The organism is Pseudomonas sp. TE21435 (assembly GCF_056279265.1).
Genome location: NZ_JBWBQZ010000001.1, coordinates 3,527,698 through 3,549,082, shown reverse-complemented (window position 1 = coordinate 3,549,082; position 21,385 = coordinate 3,527,698). Strand labels below are relative to the sequence as shown.

The window sequence follows — 21,385 nt, the reverse complement described above, 5'->3', positions numbered from 1 at the left end:
AATCGCGGGGCAAGTCGCATCGGCGCACCGCCGCTCCCACGATGTTTGTGGGGGCGGCGGTGCGCCGATGCGACTTGCCCCGCGTTCATTTGTGCAGCGTGTCCCGCGCTCGCTCCAGCAACGCCCGGGCCTTGTCACTGAAGCGCTCCAGGTGCGAAGCCGGTTCGCGCTTGTGTTCGGCCAGGCCTTGTTGCTTCAACCAGTCCTTCCAGCGTACCCGCTCCTCCCGAACCACCCAGCCTACCTGTGGTGCAAAGCTTTCAGCCAGCCATAGGCCGCGTGTGCTCGCCGGCAGCAGTTGATCCTTCTTCAGGGTATAGAGCTCTGCCATCGGTTGGCCGTCCTTCAACGGCATCAGGTAAAGGTCTGGTCTTTTGCGGTCGAGCCGTGCCACCAGTTGGTCGCCCTCGAGCCGTTCATCGACATGGAACAGGCTCAGTGACTTGGCCTCCTTGGGCACTTGCAGACGCAGGTCGTAGATCAGCTGCAACGACGCGGTGGGCAGGTGCACGTAGGCCCGTGGCCGCTCCAGCAGGGTCAGCCGGGCGCAATGCACCGGGCGGGCGGCACCGGACTCAGGCGAGAGCACGAACGGCAGCGCCTCGCGATAGTGCAGGGCGGCGGCATAGGGCGCCGGCAGCCAGGTATCGTTGAAGCGCCCGCCAAGCCAGCCTTCAGGGGTTTCCAGCAGGCACTCCTCGGCCACTTCCTGGATCGCCGTGTGCAGCGGCAGGTTCAGCTCGTGGGCCGGGACATAGCCTGAAATCAGCTTGAGCACCACATCGCCACGGTCCTGTCGGCGTTGGCGCACCAGCACCCAGTAGTCGCGGCCTTGCCAGTTCAGGGTGAGGCGCACCGACACGCCGAGGTTGGCCAGCTCCGCCACGAAGCGTTCGGGGTCGGCGACCTGGATGGCCTTGCGCCGCTGCAGGGTCTGGGCGAAATTCAGCGGCATGCCGATGCTCTGGTAAGTCAGGCCGTCGGGCGTGGCTTCGACGTGCAGCGGCAGGGTCTTGAAGTTGCTCGGATTCTTGCGGATCAGCGTACGCGGCACGAGGCTCCTCCTTGCGTTGGGCCCCCGCCCGGGCGGCTCAGGGCCGGCCCAGGATGCGGGCGACGGTGGCCACGTTGTGGGCCAGGTGTACCGGGTTGATGGTGCCGACGATGGCACTGCACACGCCGGGGTGGGCGAACAGCAACTCGAAACTGGCCTGCACCGGGTCGCCCCCCGGCGCCAGGCAGATATGGCCGCTGGCCAGGGCCTTCTTTACCAGGATGGCCTTGCCGTGTTCGGCAGCGTAGTCGAGCACGGGCCGCTCCGCCTGCTCGTTGAGATTGTAAGTGACCATGGCGCAATCACCTTGTTCCAAGGCCTTCAGGCCACCCGCGGCGGTCTTGCCGGAGAAGCCGTAGCCGAGGATCTTGCCTTCGCGCTTGAGCGCGGCGAGTGTTTCATACACCCCCTCCTGCTCGAGGATCGCCAGGTCGTTGCCATCGGAGTGCACCAGCACCAGTTCGATACGGTCGGTTTCCAGGCGCTCGAGGCTGCGTTCGACCGAGCGACGGGTATGGGCGGCGCTGAAATCGAAATGCGACTGGCCATCCTCGAACTCTTCCCCGACCTTGCTGACGATTACCCATTGCTCGCGTTGGCCGCGCAGCAATGGGCCGAGGCGCTCCTCGCTGCGGCCATAGGCCGGGGCGGTGTCGATCAGGTTGATGCCCAGCTCGCGGGCCTGGGCGAGCAGCAGGCGGGCGGCCTGGTCATCGGGGATGGTGAAACCATTGGGGTATTTGACGCCTTGGTCGCGGCCCAGCTTGACCGTGCCCAGGCCCAGTGGCGATACCCGCAGGCCGGTGCTGCCCAAGGGGCGGTGGTGATCGTGCAGGGTCGGCAGGCTCATGGCAGCAGTTGCTCCCAGGCTGGCAGCGCCAGCGGTGGACGCGGCAGGTCGGCAAGGTCCGGCTGGCTCGCCGGGCGCACGCCGTCACGCTCGAAGCTGGCCAGCACACGATCGGCGAAATCTGGCGCCAGGGCCAGCTTGGTCGGCCAGCCGACCAGCAGGCGTTGCTGGTCGGCAAGGAAGGCGTTGTCCGGGCGTACCAGGCCCGATTGCGCGGGCTCGGCGCGATCGACGCGCAGGGTGGCCCAGCGCACCAGGCTTTGATCGACCCAAGGCAACAGGCTGGCAACTTCCTTCTGCGCCGCGGCGATCTGCGCGGCGGGCTCACGGGCAACGCCGTCAGCCTCGGCGATATCGCCACCCAGGTACCACACCCATTGGCCATCGGCGGCCGGGTGGGTGGTCACGGTGATGCGCGGCTTGGGGCCGCCGCCCAGGCAGTGGGCATACAGGGGCTTGAGGTTGGGCCCCTTGGCCAGGACCATGTGCAGCGGGCGGCGTTGCATGGCCGGTTGGTTCAGCCCCAGGGCGTGCAGCAGGCCTTCGGTGCCACCGCCGGCGCTCAGGACTATGCGCTGGGCGCGGATCTCGCGGTCATCGACCACCAGGCCGGCGAGCTCTTCGCCGTCGCGCAGCGGTTCGATTCGCTCGCCGGCCAGCAGGCTGTCACCCGCCAGTTGCGCGAGGTTGGCCAGCAGGCTGGGCACGTCGATGACCAGTTCGGCCAGGCGGTAGACCTTACCCTTGAAGGCGCGGTCCTGCAGGGCCGGCGGCAGTTGCTCGCCCTTGACCTGGTCGACCCGGCCGCGCACGGCCTTGCTGGCGAAGAAACTGGTGAGGTTGCCCGCCAGGGTGCCGGGGGACCACAAGTAGTGGGCATCGGACAGCAAGCGGGTGCCGCTCAGGTCCAACTCGCCGTTGCCGGCCAGCGCTTCGCGCCAGCGTCGCGGCATGTCGGCGATGGCCTCGGAGGCGCCGGTGAGGGCGCCGTGCAAGGCATACTTGGTGCCGCCGTGGATGATGCCTTGCGACTTGATGGTCTGCTCGCCACCCAGGCTGGCGCGCTCCACCAGCACCGTCGAGTAGCCCAGGCGGCGCAGCCGGGCATTGAGCCAGAGGCCTGCGACCCCGGCGCCGACGATCAGCACGTCAGTGGTAATGGCGGATGGCATGCGGGCACCTCGAAAACTGGGACAGGTGCGCAGTATACAGGCTGTGGCGTCGTGCTGACCCCTGTGGGAGCCGGCTTGCCGGCGATAGGGCCGCGCAGCGGCCCCATGGGCTCAGGCTCAGTGCCCTGCGGTATTGGAAAACACCTGGATCACCACCACCCCGCCGACGATCATGGCCATGCCCAGCATCGCCGGCACATCCAGTTTCTGCCCGTAGATCACCAGCGCCGCGATGCTGATCAGCACGATGCCCAGTCCCGACCAGATCGCATAGGCGATGCCCACCGGAATGCTGCGCACCACCAGGGTCAGCATCCAGAACGCCACGCCATAGCCGCAGACCATCAGCAGCAGCGGCAGCGGCGTGTTCAGCCCCTTGACCGCTTTCATGGAGGCGGTGGCGATGACTTCGGCGCAGATGGCGATGGCGAGATAGGTGTAGGCGTTCATGGTGCGGGTTCTCCGTTGCTGGATGGGCATTCTAGGGAATTCCTGGATGCGGTAAAGTCATTACCTATCTGCTTTGGAGATAGGATAGGGATGACTGAACACTGGAGCCTTGAACAACTTCGCTTGTTCGTGCGGACCGCCGAACTACGTTCGTTTTCCGCCGTGGCCCGAGAGCAGCACAAGGCCCAGTCGGCGATCAGCAGCGCCATCGCCTTGCTCGAGGCGGACCTGGGCGTGACCCTTTTCGAGCGCAGCAGCGGCCGGCAGCCGCGCCTGACCGAAAGCGGCGCCGCGCTGCTGGAGGACGCCCGCGAGCTGTTGCGCCAATGCGAGCGTCTGGATGGCCGGGCGTTGGCCTTGATGCGCGGACAGGAGGCGTTGCTGCGGGTGGCCCAGGACGAGGCCATGCCCTACCAGCCGGTGATCGACAGCCTCGACGAGCTGGCGGTGCGCTACCCCTTCCTGGAGGTGCAACTGGCCAGCGGCGCCCAGGGCGATGTGGCGCGCAAGCTGGTGGAGCGGCGCGCCGACCTGGGGTTGTTCTTTCACCATGAAAGCATTCCCGCCTCGTTGGAGCGACGCGCCCTGGGCAGCGTCGAGATGGTCACGGTGTGTGCCATCGACCACCCGCTGGCACACTTGGCCAAGGTCAGCCGCCAACAACTGGCCCGCCATCGCCAGTTGCTGATCACCCCGCAGCAGAGCGGCTACCCCGGCGGCGAGGCGATCAGCCCGCAGATCTGGCGTGCCGACAGCTTCTATGCCATGGCCGAATTGCTGATGCGCGGCCTGGGCTGGGCCTGGCTGCCGCGTCATGTGGTGCAGTACCCCACCTACCAGGCGCAGATGGTCGAGCTGGACAGCGAATGGCGCCCGCCGGCGCTGGTGGCGGAACTGGCCTGGCGCCGTGACGAGCCCTTGGGCCCTGCGGCGCAGTGGCTGGCCGAGCGCTTCGCCGTGCACCTGCGGGCCATTGGCTGACAGGCCTTTTCATCCAGTTCCTAGTAAACTCCGCCGTCATGAACAGAACCCTCTATACCCTGCTTTTCCATCTGGGCCTGCCGCTGGTCGCGCTGCGCCTGTTCCTGCGCGGGCGCAAGGCGCCGGCCTACCGTGCGCGTATTGCCGAGCGCTTCGCTTGTGGCTTGCCACCCATGCGTCAGGGTGGCATCTGGGTGCATGCGGTCTCGGTGGGTGAGAGCATCGCTGCCGCGCCGATGGTGCGGGCCCTGCTCAAGCAGTACCCGGACCTGCCGGTCACGCTCACCTGCATGACCCCGACCGGCTCAGAGCGCATCCGCGCGATGTTCGAGGGCGAGCCACGGGTGCAGCACTGCTACCTGCCTTACGACCTGCCGTGGGCGGCCGGGCGGTTCCTCGACCATGTGCGCCCGCGCCTGGGCATCATCATGGAAACCGAGCTGTGGCCGAACCACATCCACCAGTGCGCCAGGCGCGGCATTCCGGTGGCGCTGGCCAATGCGAGGCTGTCCGAGCGCTCGGCGCGTGGTTATGCCCGTTTTGCCGGCCTGACCCGGCCGATGCTCGAGGAGATGAACCTGATCGCCGTGCAGACCGAAACCGAGGCGGAGCGTTTCCGCGCGCTCGGTGCGCGCCACGAATGCGTGCAGGTGACCGGTTCGATCAAGTTTGACCTCACGATCGACAATCAACTGCTGCCACGGGCCTGCGCATTGCGCGAGCAGTGGGCTGCCCGGCAGCGTCCGGTGTGGATCGCCGCCAGTACCCACGATGGCGAAGACGCGTTGATTCTCGAGGCTCATCGTGAGCTGCTGAAGGTACACAGCGATGCGCTGCTGATCCTGGTACCGCGCCATCCCGAGCGCTTCGCGGCGGTGCATGAGCTGTGCGCCGGACAGTTCTCCACGGTGCGCCGCTCGGCCGGTGACGCGGTCACGGCGCAGACCCAGGTGCTGCTGGGCGACACCATGGGCGAACTGCTGTTTCTGTATGCACTGGCCGATATCGCCTTCGTAGGCGGCAGCCTGGTCCCCACGGGCGGTCACAACCCGTTGGAACCGGCGGCGCTGGCACTGCCGGTGCTCATGGGACCGCATGTGTTCAACTTCCTCGAGATCAGCGCGATGCTGCGCGAGGCGGGGGCGTTGCAGCAGGTGGACGATGCCGAGGGGCTGGCCGCGGCGGTGCGCCGCTTGGTCGAGCTGCCGCAGGACGCGCGGCGCATGGGCGAGGCGGGCAGGGCGGTGATGCGGGCCAATCAGGGGGCGCTGCAGCGTTTGCTCGATGGGCTGGCGCGCCTGCTGAGCTGATGATGAGCCTGTAGGCGCGGTTGTGGTGGGAGCGGGGCAAGCCCGCTCCCACGAAGCCCGCCCTACAGGTAGTGTGTTGCCTTCACGGCCGGCGTTCGAAGTTCTTCGCCGCCGCCGCTGCCAGATCCGGTGGCAGGAAATCCTTGTCCGGGTTGTAGTCTGCCTTCAGGTACCGCCCCAGGTCCTGCAGGTCCTGCGGGCTCAAGGTGCCGGCCGCCTGCTTGAGGCGCAGGTTGTCGAGGATGTAGTCGTAGCGGCTGTTGTTGTAGTCGCGTACCGAGGTGTACAGCTGGCGTTGCGCATCGAGCACGTCGACGATGTTGCGGGTGCCGACCTGGTAGCCGATCTCGGTGGCCTCCAGTGCGCTCTGGTTGGAGATGATCGACTGCTTGCGCGCCTGTACCTGTTCCACGTCGGTGTTCACCGCACGGTGCAGATTACGCGTGTTCTCCACTACCTGGCGGCGCAGGCTTTCGCGCTGCTGCTCGCTCTGGGTCAGGCGCGCATAGGCCTCGCGTACCTGGGAGCTGGTCAACCCGCCGCTGTAGATCGGAATGTTCAGTTGCAGGCCGACGCTGGTCTGCTCCACGTCACCGCCGTAGCGCACGCCGTTCTGCGAAGGGTTGGTGAACCCCAGGTTGTCGTTGTCGCCCTTCTGGTACTTGGCCACGGCATCCAGGGTTGGTGCATGGCCCGCTTTGCGTTGGCGCACGGTCTCTTCGGCGGCCGCCACGGCATGGTTGGTGGCCTGCAGGTTGAGGTTCTGCCGCCCGGCGGTCTCGACCCAGGCCTTGGCGTCGTTGGGCGTCGGCACTTGCACCGGCAGGGTGTGGACCACGCCCTGGATCGCGCTGTATTGGCGGTTGGTCAAGGTGATCAGGGCCTCGAAGGCATCCTGCACCTGGCGCTCGGCGATGATCCGGTTGGCCCGCGCCGTGTCATAGCTGGCCTGTGACTGCAGCACATCGGTCTTGTCCGAAAGGCCGACATCGAAGCGTTCGTTGGACTGGTCGAGCTGGCGCTTGAAGGCCGCCTCTTCAGCCTTGGTCGAGGCCAGGTTGTCCTGAGCGCGGAGCACCGCGAAGTAGTTCTCGGCGCTTTGCAGGATCAGGTTCTGCTCGGTGGCCGACAGTTCCAGCGCGGCCTGCTCGTTGACCGCTTCGGCAGCCTGCAGCTGGAACCAGCGGTCGGCGCGGAAGATCGGCTGCGCCAGGGTGGCGCTCCAGGCATTGCCGCTGCGGTTGGAGGTGATCGACGGCTCGTCGAGCTTGGTGCGGGTATTCATCATCTCGGCGCCGGCCGAAAGGTTGGGCAGCAAACCGGCGCGGGCCTGGGGCACCACTTCGCGGCGGGCGCCGTAGTCGGCGCGGGCGGCTGCCAGGTCGGCGTTATTGTCCACCGCTTCCTGGTAGACGCTGACCAGGTCGGTCTTCACCGTCGTGGGCGTATCCACTGCCCAGGCCACTCCGTTGGACGCACAAGACACGGCAATCGCCAGTGAGAGTTTGCGCAGCATAGGGCAATCCTTGATCAAGATGTATTTACTGTACTGTCTGGTATCGAGCACGCCAGTGTAGTGCCGTGCGTCGCCATCAACAATCCGCCAGGTGTGCCATTTATCACGCCAGGGATTTACCCGCTTGGCTTTGCCGACCACTCCAGTCTAGACTGCGCAGGTTCTTGTCGGGGTGCCTTGATGCAAAGGCTGAGATCGCAAAGTTGCGGATCCCGTTGAACCTGATCAGGTTAGCGCCTGCGTAGGGAACAAGATTGCTCTCATGTCCCGGGAGCCTCTTGTGCCAGGTCCGGGATCGCCACAGCTGCTTGCAGCCCACGGCACCCCTTGTCCGGCACTGCACTCGTCGACACGGGTGCGTCCGCGCCTTTCAGGTTCACCCCGACATTCCGCCCGCTAGGAAGCTGTCTGGAGAGCCTGTGATGAGCAAACAAGAAAAAACGATCAGTCTGAGCGAGTCGGCCCAAGTCGACCAACAGTCCGTGCAACCGCTGCCCAACTCGCGCAAGGTCTATGTCGAAGGTTCGCGCCCCGACATCCGCGTGCCCATGCGCGAGATCAGCCTGCACGACACCCCCACCGACTTCGGCGGCGAAAAGAACGCCCCGGTGCTGGTGTATGACACCTCCGGCCCGTACACCGACCCCAATGTCATCATCGACGTGCGCAAGGGCCTGGGCGATGTGCGCTCGGCGTGGATCGACGCCCGTGGCGACACCGAGCGCCTGGGTGGCCTGAGCTCGAACTTCGGCCAGCAGCGCCTGAACGACGCCGAGCTGGCCAAGCTGCGCTTCGCCCACGTGCGTAACCCGCGCCGGGCCAAGGCCGGCGCCAACGTCACGCAGATGCACTACGCGCGCCAGGGCATCATCACCGCCGAGATGGAATACGTTGCCATCCGCGAGAACATGAAGCTGCAGGAAGCCCGCGCCGCCGGCCTGTTGAGCCAGCAGCACGCCGGCCACAGCTTCGGTGCCAGTATCCCGAAAGAGATCACCCCCGAGTTCGTGCGCGAAGAGATCGCCCGCGGTCGTGCGATCATCCCGGCCAACATCAACCACACCGAGCTGGAGCCGATGATCATCGGCCGCAACTTCCTGGTGAAGATCAACGGCAATATCGGCAACAGCGCCCTGGGTTCCTCCATCGAGGAAGAAGTGGCCAAGCTGACCTGGGGCATCCGCTGGGGTTCGGACACGGTCATGGACCTGTCAACCGGCAAGCACATCCATGAAACCCGCGAGTGGATCATCCGCAACTCGCCGGTGCCGATCGGTACCGTGCCGATCTACCAGGCCCTGGAAAAGGTCAATGGCGTTGCCGAGGACCTGACCTGGGAGTTGTTCCGCGACACCCTGATCGAACAGGCCGAGCAGGGCGTGGACTACTTCACCATCCACGCTGGCGTCTTGCTGCGTTATGTGCCGCTGACCGCCAAGCGCGTCACCGGCATCGTCAGCCGTGGCGGCTCGATCATGGCCAAGTGGTGCCTGGCGCACCACAAGGAAAACTTCCTGTACACGCACTTCGACGAGATCTGCGAAATCATGAAGGCCTACGACGTCAGCTTCTCGCTGGGCGATGGCCTGCGCCCGGGCTCGATCGCCGACGCCAACGACGCCGCGCAGTTCGGTGAGCTGGAAACCCTTGGCGAGCTGACCAAGATCGCCTGGAAGCACGACGTGCAGTGCATGATCGAGGGCCCCGGCCACGTGCCGATGCAGCTGATCAAGGAGAACATGGACAAGCAGCTCGAGTGCTGCGACGAGGCGCCGTTCTACACCCTCGGCCCGCTGACCACCGATATCGCTCCGGGCTACGACCACATCACCTCCGGTATCGGTGCGGCGATGATCGGCTGGTTCGGCTGCGCCATGCTCTGCTACGTCACGCCCAAGGAGCACCTGGGCCTGCCGAACAAGGACGACGTCAAGACCGGCATCATCACCTACAAGATCGCCGCGCATGCCGCCGACCTTGCCAAGGGCCACCCGGGCGCGCAGATCCGTGACAACGCGCTGTCCAAGGCGCGTTTCGAGTTCCGTTGGGAAGACCAGTTCAACCTGGGCCTGGACCCGGACACCGCCCGTGCATTCCACGACGAGACGCTGCCCAAGGAGTCGGCCAAGGTCGCCCACTTCTGCTCGATGTGCGGGCCGAAGTTCTGCTCGATGAAGATCACCCAGGAAGTGCGTGAGTACGCGGCCAAGATCGAGACCGTCGACGTGACAGTCGAACAGGGCATGCGCGAGCAGGCCGAGCGGTTCCGCCAGGAAGGCAGCCAGTTGTACCAGAAAGTCTGAGTAGCAGACCCAGGCGGTGCGCGATGCGCACCGCATCGCTGGCAAGCCAGCTCCCACAGACTGCGATGCGGCCCCTGTGGGCGCTGGCTTGCCAGCGATGGGTTCACCCCAACTCTTCCGTCGAGCGCCCGAGCATGACCACTCCCAGCCACTTCTCCCCCGACCACCCGGTCCCCTCCCACCATCGCCAGTTCGGCGCCCGCGACCTGTTTTCGCTGTGGTTTTCCCTCGGCATCGGCCTGATGGTCCTGCAGGTCGGCAGCCTGTTGGCGCCGGGCCTGGGGCTGGCGGGCTCGATCCTGGCGATCACGCTGGGCACGGCGGTGGGGGTATTGCTGCTGGCCGCGGTGGGGGTGATCGGCAGTGATACCGGCCTGTCGGCCATGGCGACCCTGCGCCTCACGCTTGGTAGCCATGGCGCGCGCCTGCCGGCCTTGCTCAACCTGCTGCAACTGGTGGGCTGGGGTTCGTTCGAGATCATCGTCATGCGTGATGCCGCCAGCCTACTTGGCGCACGTGCGTTCGGCGAGGGCAGCGGCTGGAGCAGCCCGCTGCTGTGGACCTTGTGCTTTGGCGCACTGGCTACTCTGCTGGCGGTCAGCGGGCCGCTGGCGTTCGTGCGCAAGGTCTTGCGCAAATGGGGGATCTGGCTGCTGCTGGGCGCCTGCGCCTGGTTGACCTGGAACCTGTTCGCCAAGGCCGACCTGGCCGATTTGTGGCGCCGGCCTGGGGACGGTTCGCTGTCCCTGGCACTGGGTTTCGACATTGTGATCGCCATGCCGCTGTCGTGGCTGCCGCTGATCGCCGACTATTCACGCTTTGGCCAGCGCGCCAGCCGGGTGTTCGGCGGTACCGCGCTGGGCTTCTTCATTGGCAATGCCTGGCTGATGAGCCTGGGCGTGGCTTACACCTTGGCGTTCGCGCCCAGCGGTGAGGTGAATGCCCTGCTGTTGGCACTCGCCGGCGCTGGGCTGGGAATTCCGTTGCTGCTGATCCTGCTGGACGAGACGGAAAACGCCTTTGCCGATATCCACTCGGCGGCGGTGTCCACCGGCCTGCTGCTGAAAATGAAGGTCGAGCACCTGGCCTTGGCGATCGGCGTGCTGTGCACGCTGATCGCCTTGCTGGCGCCGCTGGCCCAGTACCAGAACTTCCTGTTGCTGATCGGCTCGGTGTTCGCGCCGCTGTTCGGCGTGGTGCTGGTGGATCACTTCGTGATTCGCCGCCGCCGCTTGCCGGCGTTGGTCGAGGGCTTGCACTGGCAGGCGCTACTGGCCTGGGGCGTGGGGGTGGCGGCCTATCACCTGATGGCCAGCCAGGCGCCTGAGCTGGGGGCGACCCTGCCGGCACTGTTGCTGGCAGGGGTACTGCACCTGTTGCTATCGCTCAGCCGCGGCCGGGAAACAGCTCGGGCTTGATCACGCCATTGAGGCGCGGGTAGGGGATCTTCAGCTCGACGTGGCCCATGGAGTAGGGGGCGATGGAGTAGACCTCGTACTTGATCACCACCGCGCCGTAGGTCAGGGCGATGTGCGGGGATTGCTTGAACGGCCAGGTCTTGACGAACTCGGGGTCCTTGTCCATGCCGGTGCTGATCAGCCAGGCGCGGTGGGACTCCTCGGCGGTTTTCCAGAAAGTCGCCTCCTGACCCGGCACAAGCATGTCGTCCAAGGTCAGCACCTTGTCCAGCTTGCGCGAATAGTTGATGAAGCCGCGTCCCGGCATGCCGTGGGCGCCGCCGCTGTCCAGGTAGCTGGACAGCTCGACGATCACCAGCCCGTCATGCTGCTCGCGTACCTTGGCTTGCAGGTAGCTGCTGTTGCGCTTGTCGGCGCGGGCCAGGTACTGCTGCTCGTAGGCTTGCAGCGAGGCCGGCGGGGTGCCGCGCTGGTTGTCCTCGGTCAACATCAGCAGGCGCTTCTCGACAATGCCGTCGAGCTTGGGCAGGGCCGGGAAGTGCACGACGTCGATGTTGACCAGCGGGCAGTCGCTTTCGCTGCAGCCGGGTTTTACGTGCTCCCAGGCCTCGCGCTTGACCTCGAGCGGGGCCCGGTAATTGGGCGTGAACAGGCTCTGGCAGGCGCCGAGCGCCAGTGCCAGGACGGCCACGGAAGTCAGTTTGACAAGCGTCATGTTGCCTCTTTCACAACGGTGATGATCGGCCTTGGACCGCCTGCGCGGCCTTCAGTTCGCCACTAAGCTAACAGAGAGTGACACGCCTGTCCCGGCTGCCCGAACGGTCAGCGGAAAGGGATGAAACCGGGCCGTGCGCAGAGTAGGATTGCGCGATGCGGTAAACGAGGCATGAGGAGTTTGCATGACGGACACGCACAATACAGTGCCTACCCAGGTCGAGATCGCTCGGCGGGAGCCGCTGTTCAAGGGCTTTTACAAGCTCGACAAGCTTTACCTGCGCCACGAACTGTTCGCCGGGGGCATGAGCCGCGAGTTCACCCGTGAACTGTTCGTACGCCATGACGCGGTCTGCGTGCTGCCCTACGATCCGCAGCGCGACGAAGTGGTGCTGATCGAGCAGTTTCGCGTTGGCGCCATGGGCAAGGTCGCCAATCCCTGGCTGATCGAAATGGTGGCCGGGCTGATCGACAAGGACGAGCAACCCGAGCAGGTCGCCCATCGCGAAGCGGAGGAAGAAGCAGGCCTGACTTTCTCGGCGCTGTGGCCGATGACCAAGTACTTCCCCTCGCCGGGCGGCAGCGACGAGTACGTCCACCTGTTCCTGGGCCGTTGCGTCAGCGAGGGTGCCGGAGGCCTGCATGGCCTGGAAGAGGAAAGCGAGGACATCCGCGTGCGCGTCTGGGCGTTCGAGGACGCCCTGCAGGCGGTGCGCGACGGGCGCATCTGCAACGCCGCCACGATCATCGGGTTGCAATGGCTGGCGCTGAACCGTGACGAAGTACGAGGTATGTGGAAGTGAACCTGCTGCGCGAGCGCTATCGAGTCGACCTGGTCGGGCTGCAGTCGGCCTGCGAGGCCAACTATGCCCGCCTGATGCGCCTGTTGCCCGACATGCGCACCACGCAGAGCTCGCGGCGCATCGGCATGACCCAGGGCGACCAGATGCTCGGCGTGCTGGTGCTTGAAGTGCTGCTGGCCTGCCCTTACACCACCACGCTCAAGGTGCGCCAGGAGCACAGCCTGCCCTGGCTGCCGGTGCCAGAGCTGGAAGTGCAGGTCTACCATGACGCGCGCATGGCCGAGGTGGTCAGTGCCGAGCATGCGCGTCGCCTGCGCAGCATCTACCCCTATCCCAACACGGCTATGCACCAGCCGGACGAGAAGGCCCAGCTCAATCTGTTCCTCGGTGAATGGCTGAGCCACTGCCTGGCCTGCGGCCACGAACTGGAAGCGGTGCGCTGAAATGTGATGCGCGTCGGTTTCGAGTATTTGCTCGAAAGCGATCCGCCGCCATAATCCGTGCTGAATCCGTTCGAGGAGACGGCCGTTGCCGCAACCACTATCATCCCCGTCACCTGTCCATGTGGTGCAACTGACCGATGCCCATCTGTTCGCCGACCCGGCGGGCACCTTGCTGGGCCTCAATACCCGCGCAAGCCTTGGGCACGTGGTCGGCCAGGTTCGCCGCGAACAACCGCGCATAGACCTGCTGCTGTGCACGGGCGATCTCTCCCAGGACGCCAGCAAAGCTTCCTACGCTGCTTTCCGTGAAATGACGGCGGTGTTCGGCGCCCCCTCGCGCTGGTTGCCAGGCAACCATGACGAAGCCCAGGTGATGCTAGCCGTGGCGCCGGAGCTGGTGCAGGCCGTGACCGACATTGGTCAATGGCGCATCGTCATGCTCGATTCGGCGGTGGTCGGCGCCACGTTCGGGTTGTTGGCGGACGATCAGCTGGCCATGCTGGACAAGGCACTGGACGATGCCGGCGAACGCCATTGCCTGGTGTGCTGCCACCACCAGCCGGTGGATATCGGTTGCGCCTGGATCAAGCCGATCGGTTTGCGCAATGCCGATGCACTGTTGCTGTGTATCAAGCGTTATCCACAGGTGAAAGCCTTGCTCTGGGGGCATATCCATCAGGAATGGGATGAACTGCATGATGGCGTCCGTTACCTCGCCACACCGTCGACCTGTATCCAGTTCGCGCCGCGCAGCGAGGACTTCAAGGTGAGCGAGGAGCAGCCGGGCTATCGCTGGCTGCGGCTGCATGACGACGGGCGGCTGGAGACCGGGGTGGAGCGGGCGTTCGATTTCGAGGTGAAGCTGGACTTCGACAGCCCCGGTTACTGATCGGGTCAGTGGTGAGAGGCGTGGGAGCGGGCACTGCCTGCATCGCCTTGGTTGAAGTATTTGTTGCGAAAATCCAGGCGCTGCGCCAATGCCCTTCGAACGCGCTACACTGCGCATCTTTGCGTCCGGGGGCAGCATGTCGGGTTCCATCCTCTATATCCATGGCTTCAACAGCTCGCCGCTGTCGAAGAAAGCCCGTCAGCTCGAGGCGGTGATGCAGCAGCTCGGACTGTCCGACCAACTGCGCGTCCCGGCCTTGCACCACCACCCGCGCCAGGCTATCGCCCAGCTGGAGGCAGCCATCGATGAGCTGGGTGCGCCGCTGCTGGTCGGCAGCTCCCTCGGCGGCTACTATGCCACCCATCTGGCCGAGCGCCACGGGCTCAAGGCCTTGCTGGTCAACCCGGCGGTCGCGCCGCATCGCCTGTTCGACGGCTACCTCGGCACCCAGCGCAACCTCTATACCGACGAAGCCTGGGAGCTGACCCACGATCATGTGGAAGCGCTGGCGGAACTGGAAGTGCCGCCCCCACAGGACGCCAGCCGCTATCAAGTGTGGTTGCAGACCGCCGATGAAACCCTGGACTATCGCCAGGCCGAGCGCTACTACCGCGCCTGTGCCCTGCGTGTCCAGGCCGGTGGCGACCACAGTTACCAGGGCTTCGCCGAACAGCTGCCGGCCCTGCTGGCGTTCGCCGGCATTGCCCGCGGGCAGTACGCGGCGCTGGACTTTTCTGTATTTTGACTTTTGCATTCACCAGACTGACGACGAGAACCCATGGCCAATCCCAGCGCTAGCGCCTATAACGCAGACGCCATCGAAGTCCTCTCGGGCCTTGACCCGGTCCGCAAGCGGCCGGGCATGTACACCGACACCAGCCGGCCCAACCACCTGGCCCAGGAAGTCATCGACAACAGCGTCGACGAAGCCCTGGCTGGCCACGCCCGGTCGGTGCAGGTCGTTCTGCACGCCGATCACTCGCTGGAAGTCAGCGACGATGGCCGCGGCATGCCGGTGGACATCCACCCCGAAGAGGGCGTTTCCGGTGTCGAGCTGATCCTTACCAAGCTGCACGCCGGCGGCAAGTTCTCCAACAAGAACTACCAGTTCTCCGGCGGCCTGCACGGCGTCGGCATCTCGGTGGTCAACGCCCTGTCGAGCCAGGTACGCGTACGCGTCAAGCGCGACGGCAACGAGTACCAGATGACCTTCGCCGACGGCTTCAAGGCCAGCGAGCTGGAGGTGGTCGGCACCGTCGGCAAGCGCAACACCGGCACCAGCGTGTACTTCAGCCCCGACCCGAAGTATTTCGATTCGCCGAAGTTCTCCATCAGCCGCCTCAAGCACGTGCTCAAGGCCAAGGCCGTATTGTGCCCGGGGCTGTCCATCAGCTTCGAGGACAAGGGCACCGGCGAGAAGGTCGAGTGGCACTACGAGGACGGTCTGCGCTCCTACCTGGTCGATTCGGTCAGCGAGTTCCAGCGCCTGCCCGACGAGCCGTTCTGCGGCAGCCTGGCGGGTAACAAGGAGGCCGTGGACTGGGCCCTGTTGTGGCTGCCGGAAGGTGGCGACAGCATCCAGGAAAGCTACGTCAACCTGATCCCCACCGCCCAGGGCGGCACCCACGTCAACGGCCTGCGCCAGGGCCTGCTGGACGCCATGCGCGAGTTCTGCGAGTTCCGCAACCTGCTGCCGCGCGGAGTCAAGCTTGCCCCCGAGGACGTCTGGGAGCGCATCAGCTTCGTGTTGTCGATGAAGATGCAGGAACCGCAGTTCTCCGGCCAGACCAAGGAGCGCCTGTCGTCCCGCGAGGCGGCCGCTTTCGTCTCTGGCGTGGTCAAGGACGCCTTCAGCCTGTGGCTCAATGCCCATCCCGAACTGGGCATGCAACTGGCGGAACTGGCCATCAGCAATGCTGGCCGGCGCCTGAAGGCGAGCAAGAAGGTCGAGCGCAAGCGCATTACCCAGGGGCCGGCGTTGCCCGGCAAGCTGGCTGATTGTGCCGGCCAGGACCCGATGCGCGCCGAGTTGTTCCTGGTCGAGGGTGACTCGGCAGGGGGCTCGGCCAAGCAGGCGCGGGACAAGGAGTTCCAGGCCATCCTGCCGCTGCGCGGCAAGATCCTCAACACCTGGGAGGTCGATGGCGGTGAAGTCCTGGCCAGCCAGGAAGTGCACAACATCGCCGTGGCCATCGGCGTAGACCCGGGCGCAGCCGACCTTTCGCAGCTGCGCTACGGCAAGGTCTGCATCCTCGCCGACGCCGACTCCGACGGCCTGCACATCGCCACACTGCTGTGCGCGCTGTTCGTCCAGCATTTCCGCCCGCTGGTCGAGGCCGGGCACGTCTACGTGGCCATGCCGCCGCTGTACCGCATCGACCTGGGCAAGGAGATCTACTACGCCCTGGACGAAGCCGAGCGCGACGGCATTCTCGACCGCCTGGTCGCCGAGAAAAAGCGCGGCAAGCCGCAGGTCACCCGATTCAAGGGCCTGGGCGAGATGAACCCGCCGCAACTGCGCGAAACTACCATGGACCCGAACACCCGGCGCCTGGTCCAGTTGACCCTGGACGATGTGCAGGGCACCACCGAGATCATGGACATGCTGCTGGCCAAGAAGCGTGCGGGCGATCGCAAGAGCTGGCTGGAGACCAAAGGCAACCTGGCCGAGGTCCTGGTTTGATTCGTCCGTTGCTCCTGGCCTGCCTGGCGTTATTCGCCCTGCAGGCCCAGGCCGGCGACTGGCCGCAGCTCAAGCTCAGCGTCGAGCATGTGGTCGATGGCATGCGCGGCGGCAACCTGTCGGGCCTGGCTTGGTGCCGTGGGGCGCTGTGGGCGGTGTCCGACCGCGATGACGACCGTATCTACCGCCTGGACCAGGATGAGGCGACCTGGCAGGCCCTGCCGCAGACTTTCACCCCGCCCCCCGCGCCCGATACCGGCCTGCCCTGGGGGCTCAAGTCGCGCAACTGGGCGGCGTCCTACATCCGCGGCGGCGAGCTGGATTTCGAGGGCATCACCTGCGATCAGGCCGGCAACCTCTACATCGTCAGCGAGGCCCACGCCGCCGTGCTGCAGTTGCCCGTGGACGGTGAGCCGGACTGGCTGAAAATCGACCAGGCCATGGTGCGCCAAGCGCGGGCCAGCGGCATGTTGCTGCATTTCAACGCACTGTTCGAGGGGCTGGCGATCAACCCGGCGGGCGATCGCCTGTGGCTGGCCGCCGAGCGCGAGCGCCGTGGCCTGCTCGCGGTGCAGCGCCAGCAATCGGTGTGGACCTGCGGGCGCGGCTGCGTACTGCTCAGCGAGGCGGGTGTCGAGATGCAGCCGCCGCAATTCCCCGAGGCACGCCCGGTATCACGTGACTTTGCCGACCTGGCCTGGTTCGAAGGCAAGCTGTTCACCCTCGAGCGCAATGCCTACCGCATTTGCCGACGGGATGCCGACACGGGCGCCGTGGAGCGCTGCTGGTCGTTCGCCGCCGAGGCCCTGATGGAGTCGCGGCGCTACTCGCAGCCTTACGGCCTGGCTGAGGCGCTGGTGATCGACAAGGGCGGTGCCTGGATCGGCGTGGACAACAATGACCGCCCGCGGGTGGATGGTGAAACACGGCCGATCGTCTGGCGCTTTGACGCGCCGCAGGGCGGCTGGAGCGCCAAGCCATGAGCCAGCCACCGGGCAAGCGCGCGGGCAGGGTGTTGATGATTGTCGCCTGGGCGGCGGCGATGTTCCTCGCCACGCGTTTTTTCGGCCAGTGGGAAGAACGTCAGCAGAATCCCAACAGCGTGGTGCAGAGCGAGCAGGGCGATGGCTTCGTCGAGGTGCGCCTGCTGAGCAACGGCCAGGGCCATTTCGTCGCCGATGGCGCGATCAATGGGCGACCGGTGCATTTCATGCTCGACACCGGCGCCACTGACGTGGCGATCCCCGAGGCACTGGCCCGCGATCTGGACCTGGCGCGTGGCGCCGCGGTGCAGTTGAGCACCGCCAATGGCCGTACCCAAGGCTACCGCACGCGGCTCGACAGCCTGCAACTGGGCGATATCCACCTGCGCGACGTACGCGCGCTGGTGGTGCCCGGCCTGGATGGCCAGGGTGTGCTGCTGGGCATGAGTGCCCTGAAACAACTTGAATTTACCCAGCGCGGCGGCACCATGCTGCTGCGCCAGAACCTGAAATGACGAGGCCCGCATGAGCGACTCACTCGAACTCAGTCTCGACGGCGTCGAACGCCGTTCCCTGGCTGACTTCACCGAACAGGCCTACCTCAACTACTCCATGTACGTGATCATGGACCGCGCCCTGCCGCACATCGGCGACGGCCTCAAGCCGGTCCAGCGACGCATCGTCTATGCCATGAGCGAGTTGGGGCTCGATGCCGACTCCAAGCACAAGAAATCGGCGCGTACCGTCGGTGACGTGCTCGGCAAGTTCCACCCCCACGGCGACTCGGCGTGCTACGAGGCCATGGTGCTGATGGCCCAGCCGTTCAGCTACCGCTACACCCTGGTCGACGGCCAGGGCAACTGGGGTGCGCCGGACGATCCGAAGTCGTTCGCCGCCATGCGTTACACCGAGGCGCGCCTGTCGCGCTACTCCGAGGTGCTGCTCACCGAATTGGGCCAGGGCACCGTCGACTGGGTACCGAACTTCGACGGCACCTTGCAGGAGCCGGCCGTGCTGCCCGCGCGTCTGCCGAACATCCTGCTCAACGGCACCACCGGCATCGCCGTGGGCATGGCCACCGACGTGCCGCCGCACAACCTGCGCGAAGTGGCCAGCGCCTGCGTGCGACTGCTCGACGAGCCCAAGGCCACTATCGAGCAGCTTTGCGAGCATATCCAGGGCCCGGACTACCCGACTGAAGCCGAGATCGTCACCCCGCGCGCCGACATCCAGAAGATCTACGAGAGCGGCAAAGGCTCGATCCGCATGCGCGCGGTGTACCGCATCGAGGATGGCGACATCGTCGTCACCGCGCTGCCGCACCAGGTTTCCGGGGCCAAGGTGCTCGAGCAGATCGCCGCGCAGATGCAGGCCAAGAAGCTGCCGATGGTCGCCGACCTGCGCGACGAGTCGGATCACGAGAACCCGTGCCGCATCGTGATCATCCCGCGCTCGAACCGCGTGGATGCCGCCGAACTCATGCAGCACCTGTTCGCCACCACCGATCTGGAAAGCACCTACCGGGTCAACGTCAACATCATTGGCCTCGACGGCCGCCCGCAGCTGAAGAACCTGCGGGCGTTGCTGCTGGAGTGGCTGGAGTACCGCATCGGTACCGTGCGGCGTCGCCTACAGCATCGCCTGGACAAGGTCGAGAAGCGCTTGCACCTGTTGGAAGGCTTGCTCACCGCGTTCCTCAACCTGGATGAAGTGATCCACATCATCCGCACCGAGGAGCATCCCAAGCAGGCCCTGATCGCCCGCTTCGACCTGACCGAGATCCAGGCCGACTACATCCTCGAGACCCGCCTGCGTCAACTGGCGCGTCTGGAAGAGATGAAGATCCGCGGCGAGCAGGACGAGCTGCTCAAGGAACAGAAGCAACTGCAAGCGCTGCTGGGCAGCGACACCAAGCTGCGCAAGCTGGTGCGCAGCGAGCTGATCAAGGACGCCGAGACCTACGGCGACGACCGCCGCTCGCCGATCGTCGAGCGCGCCGAGGCCAAGGCCCTGTCGGAAAACGAACTGATGCCGACCGAGCCGGTTACCGTGGTGCTGTCGGAGAAGGGCTGGGTGCGCTGCGCCAAGGGCCACGATATCGATGCCACGGGGCTTTCGTACAAGGCTGGCGACGGCTTCAAGGCCGCCGCCGCCGGACGTTCCAATCAGTTTGCCGTGCTCATCGACTCCACCGGTCGCAGCTACTCGTTGGCCGCCCATAGTCTGCCGTCGGCCCGTGGCCAGGGCGAGCCGTTGACCGGCCGCCTGACCCCGCCACCGGGCGCCACCTTCGAATGCGTGCTGCTGCCGGAAGACGATGCCTTGTACGTCGTGGCTTCCGACGCCGGCTACGGCTTCGTGGTCAAGGGCGAGGACCTGCAGGCCAAGAACAAGGCCGGCAAGGGCCTGCTCAGCCTGCCCAACGGCGCCAAGGTGATGACCCCGCGCCCGGTGACCGATCGTGAGCAGGACTGGCTCGCCGCGGTGACCACCGAGGGCCGTCTGCTGGTGTTCAAGGTGGCCGACCTGCCGCAGCTGGGTAAAGGCAAGGGCAACAAGATCATCGGCGTGCCGGGTGACCGGGTGGCCAGCCGCGAGGAATACGTGACCGATCTTGCGGTGATCAGCGAGGGCTCCACCCTTGTATTGCAAGCTGGCAAGCGTACCCTTTCGCTCAAGCCCGATGATCTCGAGCACTACAAAGGCGAGCGGGGGCGCCGTGGTAGCAAATTGCCACGTGGTTTCCAGCGCGTCGACGGGCTGCTGGTAGAAACCCCCGCGTGAATGGATGGGCTGTCTGTTGCGGCGTTTTCAACGCCGCTTCGGGCGGAAATGCTGGAGTCGGGCGGCTATTTCGCGGATGATAGTGCCCTCGTTGGCGCCGGCGTGGCCGAGTGCCCGGATGAATCTACATGAGTATCACTGCGGTCAGTCTGGTGACGACCGCCTGGATGGGATGAATGAAATTTCTGCGCCTTCCATTTGCGCTGCTGATGACTGGCCTGTTGGGCCTGAGCGGGTGCAGCATGCACCAGCCGGTTGCCCTGTATCAGCTCGACAGCGGTGATCCCGGCCAGCCGACCCAGGCTGCGGGCATGGCGGTGGTGCTTGGCCCGGTATCGGTGGCCGACTACCTGCAACGCGAAACCTTTTTGCAGCGTCAGACCGATGGCAGCCTGACCGCCGCGACCGACGGTCGCTGGGCTGGCAGCCTTTCGTCGGATATCGACCAGTTGCTGGTACGCCAGCTGGCCTGGCGCCTGGACAGCCAACGCGTGGTGCTGGCGCCGGCAAGTGCCGGCTTCACGCCGGACGTGCAGGTGTTGCTATCAATCACCCGCCTGGACTCGGGCAAGAACCAGCCGGCGATCCTCGATGCGCAGTGGCGCGTGCTGGATCGCCGTGGCCAGGTGCGTGACAACCGTATCGTCCACCTCGAACAGCCCCATGCGGGCAGCGAGTCGGCGCAGGTTCAAGCCCAGGGGCAATTGCTGCAGAAGCTGGTCGAACAGCTGAGCACCACGGTCAAGCCGCTGGCCAACCAGCCGGCCATCGCCGAGGAAGCGCCTCGCAAGCCGGCCGCGCCGGTGCAGGTGAAGAAAGAGCCGGAGAAGCCGAAGATTCCGATGGCATCGCCGATTCGTACCGATATGGAAGTGTTCCGCTTCTGATATTGGCAGACATGAAAAAGCCCGCAGCGATGCGGGCTTTTTTGTGGCCTTTCGAGAATGCTGGTGGCGCTTTGCGCCCCTTTCGCCGCGGTTCGTCGCTATGACAAGCCACCTCCCAAAAAGAGCAGACCATGTACCTGTGGGA

At 65.6% G+C, this 21,385-nt stretch carries 19 protein-coding genes and 1 riboswitch; of the genes, 13 read left to right on the top strand and 6 right to left on the bottom strand.

From position 1 onward, the window contains the following. Window positions 1-85: 85 nt before the first annotated feature. The 4 genes from ACZ9C1_RS16030 to ACZ9C1_RS16015 all read right to left on the bottom strand — a co-directional run bounded on the left by ACZ9C1_RS16030 (window position 86) and on the right by ACZ9C1_RS16015 (window position 3,526). Window positions 86-1,054 carry a metal ABC transporter ATPase gene (locus ACZ9C1_RS16030; protein WP_110702037.1) on the bottom strand — a complete coding sequence of 323 codons (969 nt, stop codon included), beginning with the start codon at window positions 1,052-1,054 and terminating at the stop codon, window positions 86-88. A 37-nt stretch (window positions 1,055-1,091) separates the two neighbouring features. Then, a complete protein-coding gene (locus ACZ9C1_RS16025; protein ID WP_476254169.1) occupies window positions 1,092-1,904 on the bottom strand; it encodes an aldo/keto reductase in 813 nt (270 codons plus the stop codon). Continuing rightward, window positions 1,901-3,076, bottom strand: a complete 1,176-nt coding sequence (locus tag ACZ9C1_RS16020) for an NAD(P)/FAD-dependent oxidoreductase (protein ID WP_102682187.1) — start codon at window positions 3,074-3,076, stop codon at window positions 1,901-1,903. The genes ACZ9C1_RS16025 and ACZ9C1_RS16020 overlap by 4 nt, the downstream gene beginning before the upstream one ends. A 117-nt stretch (window positions 3,077-3,193) precedes the next feature. Then, window positions 3,194-3,526, bottom strand: a complete 333-nt coding sequence (locus tag ACZ9C1_RS16015; RefSeq protein ID WP_050707183.1) for a DMT family transporter — start codon at window positions 3,524-3,526, stop codon at window positions 3,194-3,196. A gap of 90 nt (window positions 3,527-3,616) precedes the next feature. Here ACZ9C1_RS16015 and ACZ9C1_RS16010 point away from each other — a divergent pair, with 90 nt between their 5' ends. Together ACZ9C1_RS16010 and waaA are read left to right on the top strand one after the other, a co-directional pair. Next, the gene (locus ACZ9C1_RS16010) at window positions 3,617-4,507 is read left to right on the top strand and encodes a LysR family transcriptional regulator (RefSeq protein ID WP_102682186.1); all 891 of its coding nucleotides are present in this window, start codon (window positions 3,617-3,619) and stop codon (window positions 4,505-4,507) included. 38 nt (window positions 4,508-4,545) lie between these two features. Further along, window positions 4,546-5,817 carry a lipid IV(A) 3-deoxy-D-manno-octulosonic acid transferase gene (gene waaA, locus ACZ9C1_RS16005; RefSeq protein WP_277502184.1) on the top strand — a complete coding sequence of 424 codons (1,272 nt, stop codon included), beginning with the start codon at window positions 4,546-4,548 and terminating at the stop codon, window positions 5,815-5,817. A gap of 82 nt (window positions 5,818-5,899) precedes the next feature. On the opposite strand, the gene ACZ9C1_RS16000 is transcribed toward waaA, so the two are convergent. Next, window positions 5,900-7,333: a TolC family outer membrane protein gene (locus tag ACZ9C1_RS16000; protein WP_023632667.1), complete on the bottom strand. Its 1,434-nt coding sequence runs from the start codon at window positions 7,331-7,333 to the stop codon at window positions 5,900-5,902. Between the two features lie 158 nt (window positions 7,334-7,491). Continuing rightward, a riboswitch (TPP riboswitch) is annotated at window positions 7,492-7,598 on the top strand. Window positions 7,599-7,755: 157 nt separating this feature from the next. On the opposite strand from ACZ9C1_RS16000, the gene thiC reads away from it, so the two are divergent. Together thiC and cytX are read left to right on the top strand one after the other, a co-directional pair. Then, window positions 7,756-9,636: a phosphomethylpyrimidine synthase ThiC gene (gene thiC, locus ACZ9C1_RS15995; RefSeq protein WP_102682184.1), complete on the top strand. Its 1,881-nt coding sequence runs from the start codon at window positions 7,756-7,758 to the stop codon at window positions 9,634-9,636. A gap of 134 nt (window positions 9,637-9,770) precedes the next feature. Continuing rightward, window positions 9,771-11,054, top strand: coding sequence for a putative hydroxymethylpyrimidine transporter CytX (gene cytX, locus ACZ9C1_RS15990; protein ID WP_198754812.1), 1,284 nt, complete (start codon window positions 9,771-9,773; stop codon window positions 11,052-11,054). Here cytX and ACZ9C1_RS15985 read toward each other — a convergent pair. Further along, complete coding sequence (locus ACZ9C1_RS15985; RefSeq protein ID WP_102682182.1) at window positions 11,023-11,769, bottom strand: RsiV family protein; 747 nt, start codon at window positions 11,767-11,769, stop codon at window positions 11,023-11,025. The genes cytX and ACZ9C1_RS15985 overlap by 32 nt on opposite strands. A 184-nt stretch (window positions 11,770-11,953) precedes the next feature. On the opposite strand from ACZ9C1_RS15985, the gene ACZ9C1_RS15980 reads away from it, so the two are divergent. The 9 genes from ACZ9C1_RS15980 (at window position 11,954) to ACZ9C1_RS15940 (ending at window position 21,240) form a co-directional block, all read left to right on the top strand. After that, the gene (locus ACZ9C1_RS15980) at window positions 11,954-12,571 is read left to right on the top strand and encodes an NUDIX domain-containing protein (protein ID WP_139673876.1); all 618 of its coding nucleotides are present in this window, start codon (window positions 11,954-11,956) and stop codon (window positions 12,569-12,571) included. Then, on the top strand, window positions 12,562-13,014 hold the full coding sequence (locus tag ACZ9C1_RS15975) for a DUF1249 domain-containing protein (protein WP_023630808.1): 453 nt from the start codon (window positions 12,562-12,564) through the stop codon (window positions 13,012-13,014). Before ACZ9C1_RS15980 ends, ACZ9C1_RS15975 begins: the two co-directional genes overlap by 10 nt. A gap of 85 nt (window positions 13,015-13,099) precedes the next feature. Next, window positions 13,100-13,903: a 3',5'-cyclic-AMP phosphodiesterase gene (gene cpdA, locus ACZ9C1_RS15970; RefSeq protein ID WP_258599756.1), complete on the top strand. Its 804-nt coding sequence runs from the start codon at window positions 13,100-13,102 to the stop codon at window positions 13,901-13,903. Window positions 13,904-14,039: 136 nt separating this feature from the next. Next, a complete protein-coding gene (locus ACZ9C1_RS15965; protein ID WP_102682254.1) occupies window positions 14,040-14,648 on the top strand; it encodes a YqiA/YcfP family alpha/beta fold hydrolase in 609 nt (202 codons plus the stop codon). Window positions 14,649-14,681: 33 nt separating this feature from the next. Then, complete coding sequence (gene parE, locus ACZ9C1_RS15960; RefSeq protein ID WP_023630810.1) at window positions 14,682-16,586, top strand: DNA topoisomerase IV subunit B; 1,905 nt, start codon at window positions 14,682-14,684, stop codon at window positions 16,584-16,586. After that, window positions 16,583-17,569, top strand: a complete 987-nt coding sequence (locus ACZ9C1_RS15955) for an esterase-like activity of phytase family protein (protein ID WP_277502181.1) — start codon at window positions 16,583-16,585, stop codon at window positions 17,567-17,569. Before parE ends, ACZ9C1_RS15955 begins: the two co-directional genes overlap by 4 nt. Continuing rightward, window positions 17,566-18,084, top strand: coding sequence for a retropepsin-like aspartic protease family protein (locus tag ACZ9C1_RS15950; protein ID WP_277502180.1), 519 nt, complete (start codon window positions 17,566-17,568; stop codon window positions 18,082-18,084). The genes ACZ9C1_RS15955 and ACZ9C1_RS15950 overlap by 4 nt, the downstream gene beginning before the upstream one ends. A 10-nt stretch (window positions 18,085-18,094) precedes the next feature. Beyond that, on the top strand, window positions 18,095-20,353 hold the full coding sequence (gene parC / locus ACZ9C1_RS15945; protein ID WP_139673861.1) for a DNA topoisomerase IV subunit A: 2,259 nt from the start codon (window positions 18,095-18,097) through the stop codon (window positions 20,351-20,353). Window positions 20,354-20,529: 176 nt separating this feature from the next. Further along, on the top strand, window positions 20,530-21,240 hold the full coding sequence (locus ACZ9C1_RS15940) for a PqiC family protein (protein ID WP_038706898.1): 711 nt from the start codon (window positions 20,530-20,532) through the stop codon (window positions 21,238-21,240). Window positions 21,241-21,385: the final 145 nt, after the last annotated feature.

What these genes read in the sequence shown, in the direction of transcription:
- ACZ9C1_RS16025 (WP_476254169.1), bottom strand. Translation starts at nt 1,904, where the DNA reads ATGAGCCTGCCGACCCTGCACGATCACCACCGCCCCTTGGGCAGCACC.
- ACZ9C1_RS16020 (WP_102682187.1), bottom strand. Translation starts at nt 3,076, where the DNA reads ATGCCATCCGCCATTACCACTGACGTGCTGATCGTCGGCGCCGGGGTC.
- ACZ9C1_RS16015 (WP_050707183.1), bottom strand. Translation starts at nt 3,526, where the DNA reads ATGAACGCCTACACCTATCTCGCCATCGCCATCTGCGCCGAAGTCATC.
- ACZ9C1_RS16010 (WP_102682186.1), top strand. Translation starts at nt 3,617, where the DNA reads ATGACTGAACACTGGAGCCTTGAACAACTTCGCTTGTTCGTGCGGACC.
- waaA (WP_277502184.1), top strand. Translation starts at nt 4,546, where the DNA reads ATGAACAGAACCCTCTATACCCTGCTTTTCCATCTGGGCCTGCCGCTG.
- ACZ9C1_RS16000 (WP_023632667.1), bottom strand. Translation starts at nt 7,333, where the DNA reads ATGCTGCGCAAACTCTCACTGGCGATTGCCGTGTCTTGTGCGTCCAAC.
- thiC (WP_102682184.1), top strand. Translation starts at nt 7,756, where the DNA reads ATGAGCAAACAAGAAAAAACGATCAGTCTGAGCGAGTCGGCCCAAGTC.
- cytX (WP_198754812.1), top strand. Translation starts at nt 9,771, where the DNA reads ATGACCACTCCCAGCCACTTCTCCCCCGACCACCCGGTCCCCTCCCAC.
- ACZ9C1_RS15985 (WP_102682182.1), bottom strand. Translation starts at nt 11,769, where the DNA reads ATGACGCTTGTCAAACTGACTTCCGTGGCCGTCCTGGCACTGGCGCTC.
- ACZ9C1_RS15980 (WP_139673876.1), top strand. Translation starts at nt 11,954, where the DNA reads ATGACGGACACGCACAATACAGTGCCTACCCAGGTCGAGATCGCTCGG.
- ACZ9C1_RS15965 (WP_102682254.1), top strand. Translation starts at nt 14,040, where the DNA reads ATGTCGGGTTCCATCCTCTATATCCATGGCTTCAACAGCTCGCCGCTG.
- parE (WP_023630810.1), top strand. Translation starts at nt 14,682, where the DNA reads ATGGCCAATCCCAGCGCTAGCGCCTATAACGCAGACGCCATCGAAGTC.
- ACZ9C1_RS15950 (WP_277502180.1), top strand. Translation starts at nt 17,566, where the DNA reads ATGAGCCAGCCACCGGGCAAGCGCGCGGGCAGGGTGTTGATGATTGTC.
- parC (WP_139673861.1), top strand. Translation starts at nt 18,095, where the DNA reads ATGAGCGACTCACTCGAACTCAGTCTCGACGGCGTCGAACGCCGTTCC.
- ACZ9C1_RS15940 (WP_038706898.1), top strand. Translation starts at nt 20,530, where the DNA reads ATGAAATTTCTGCGCCTTCCATTTGCGCTGCTGATGACTGGCCTGTTG.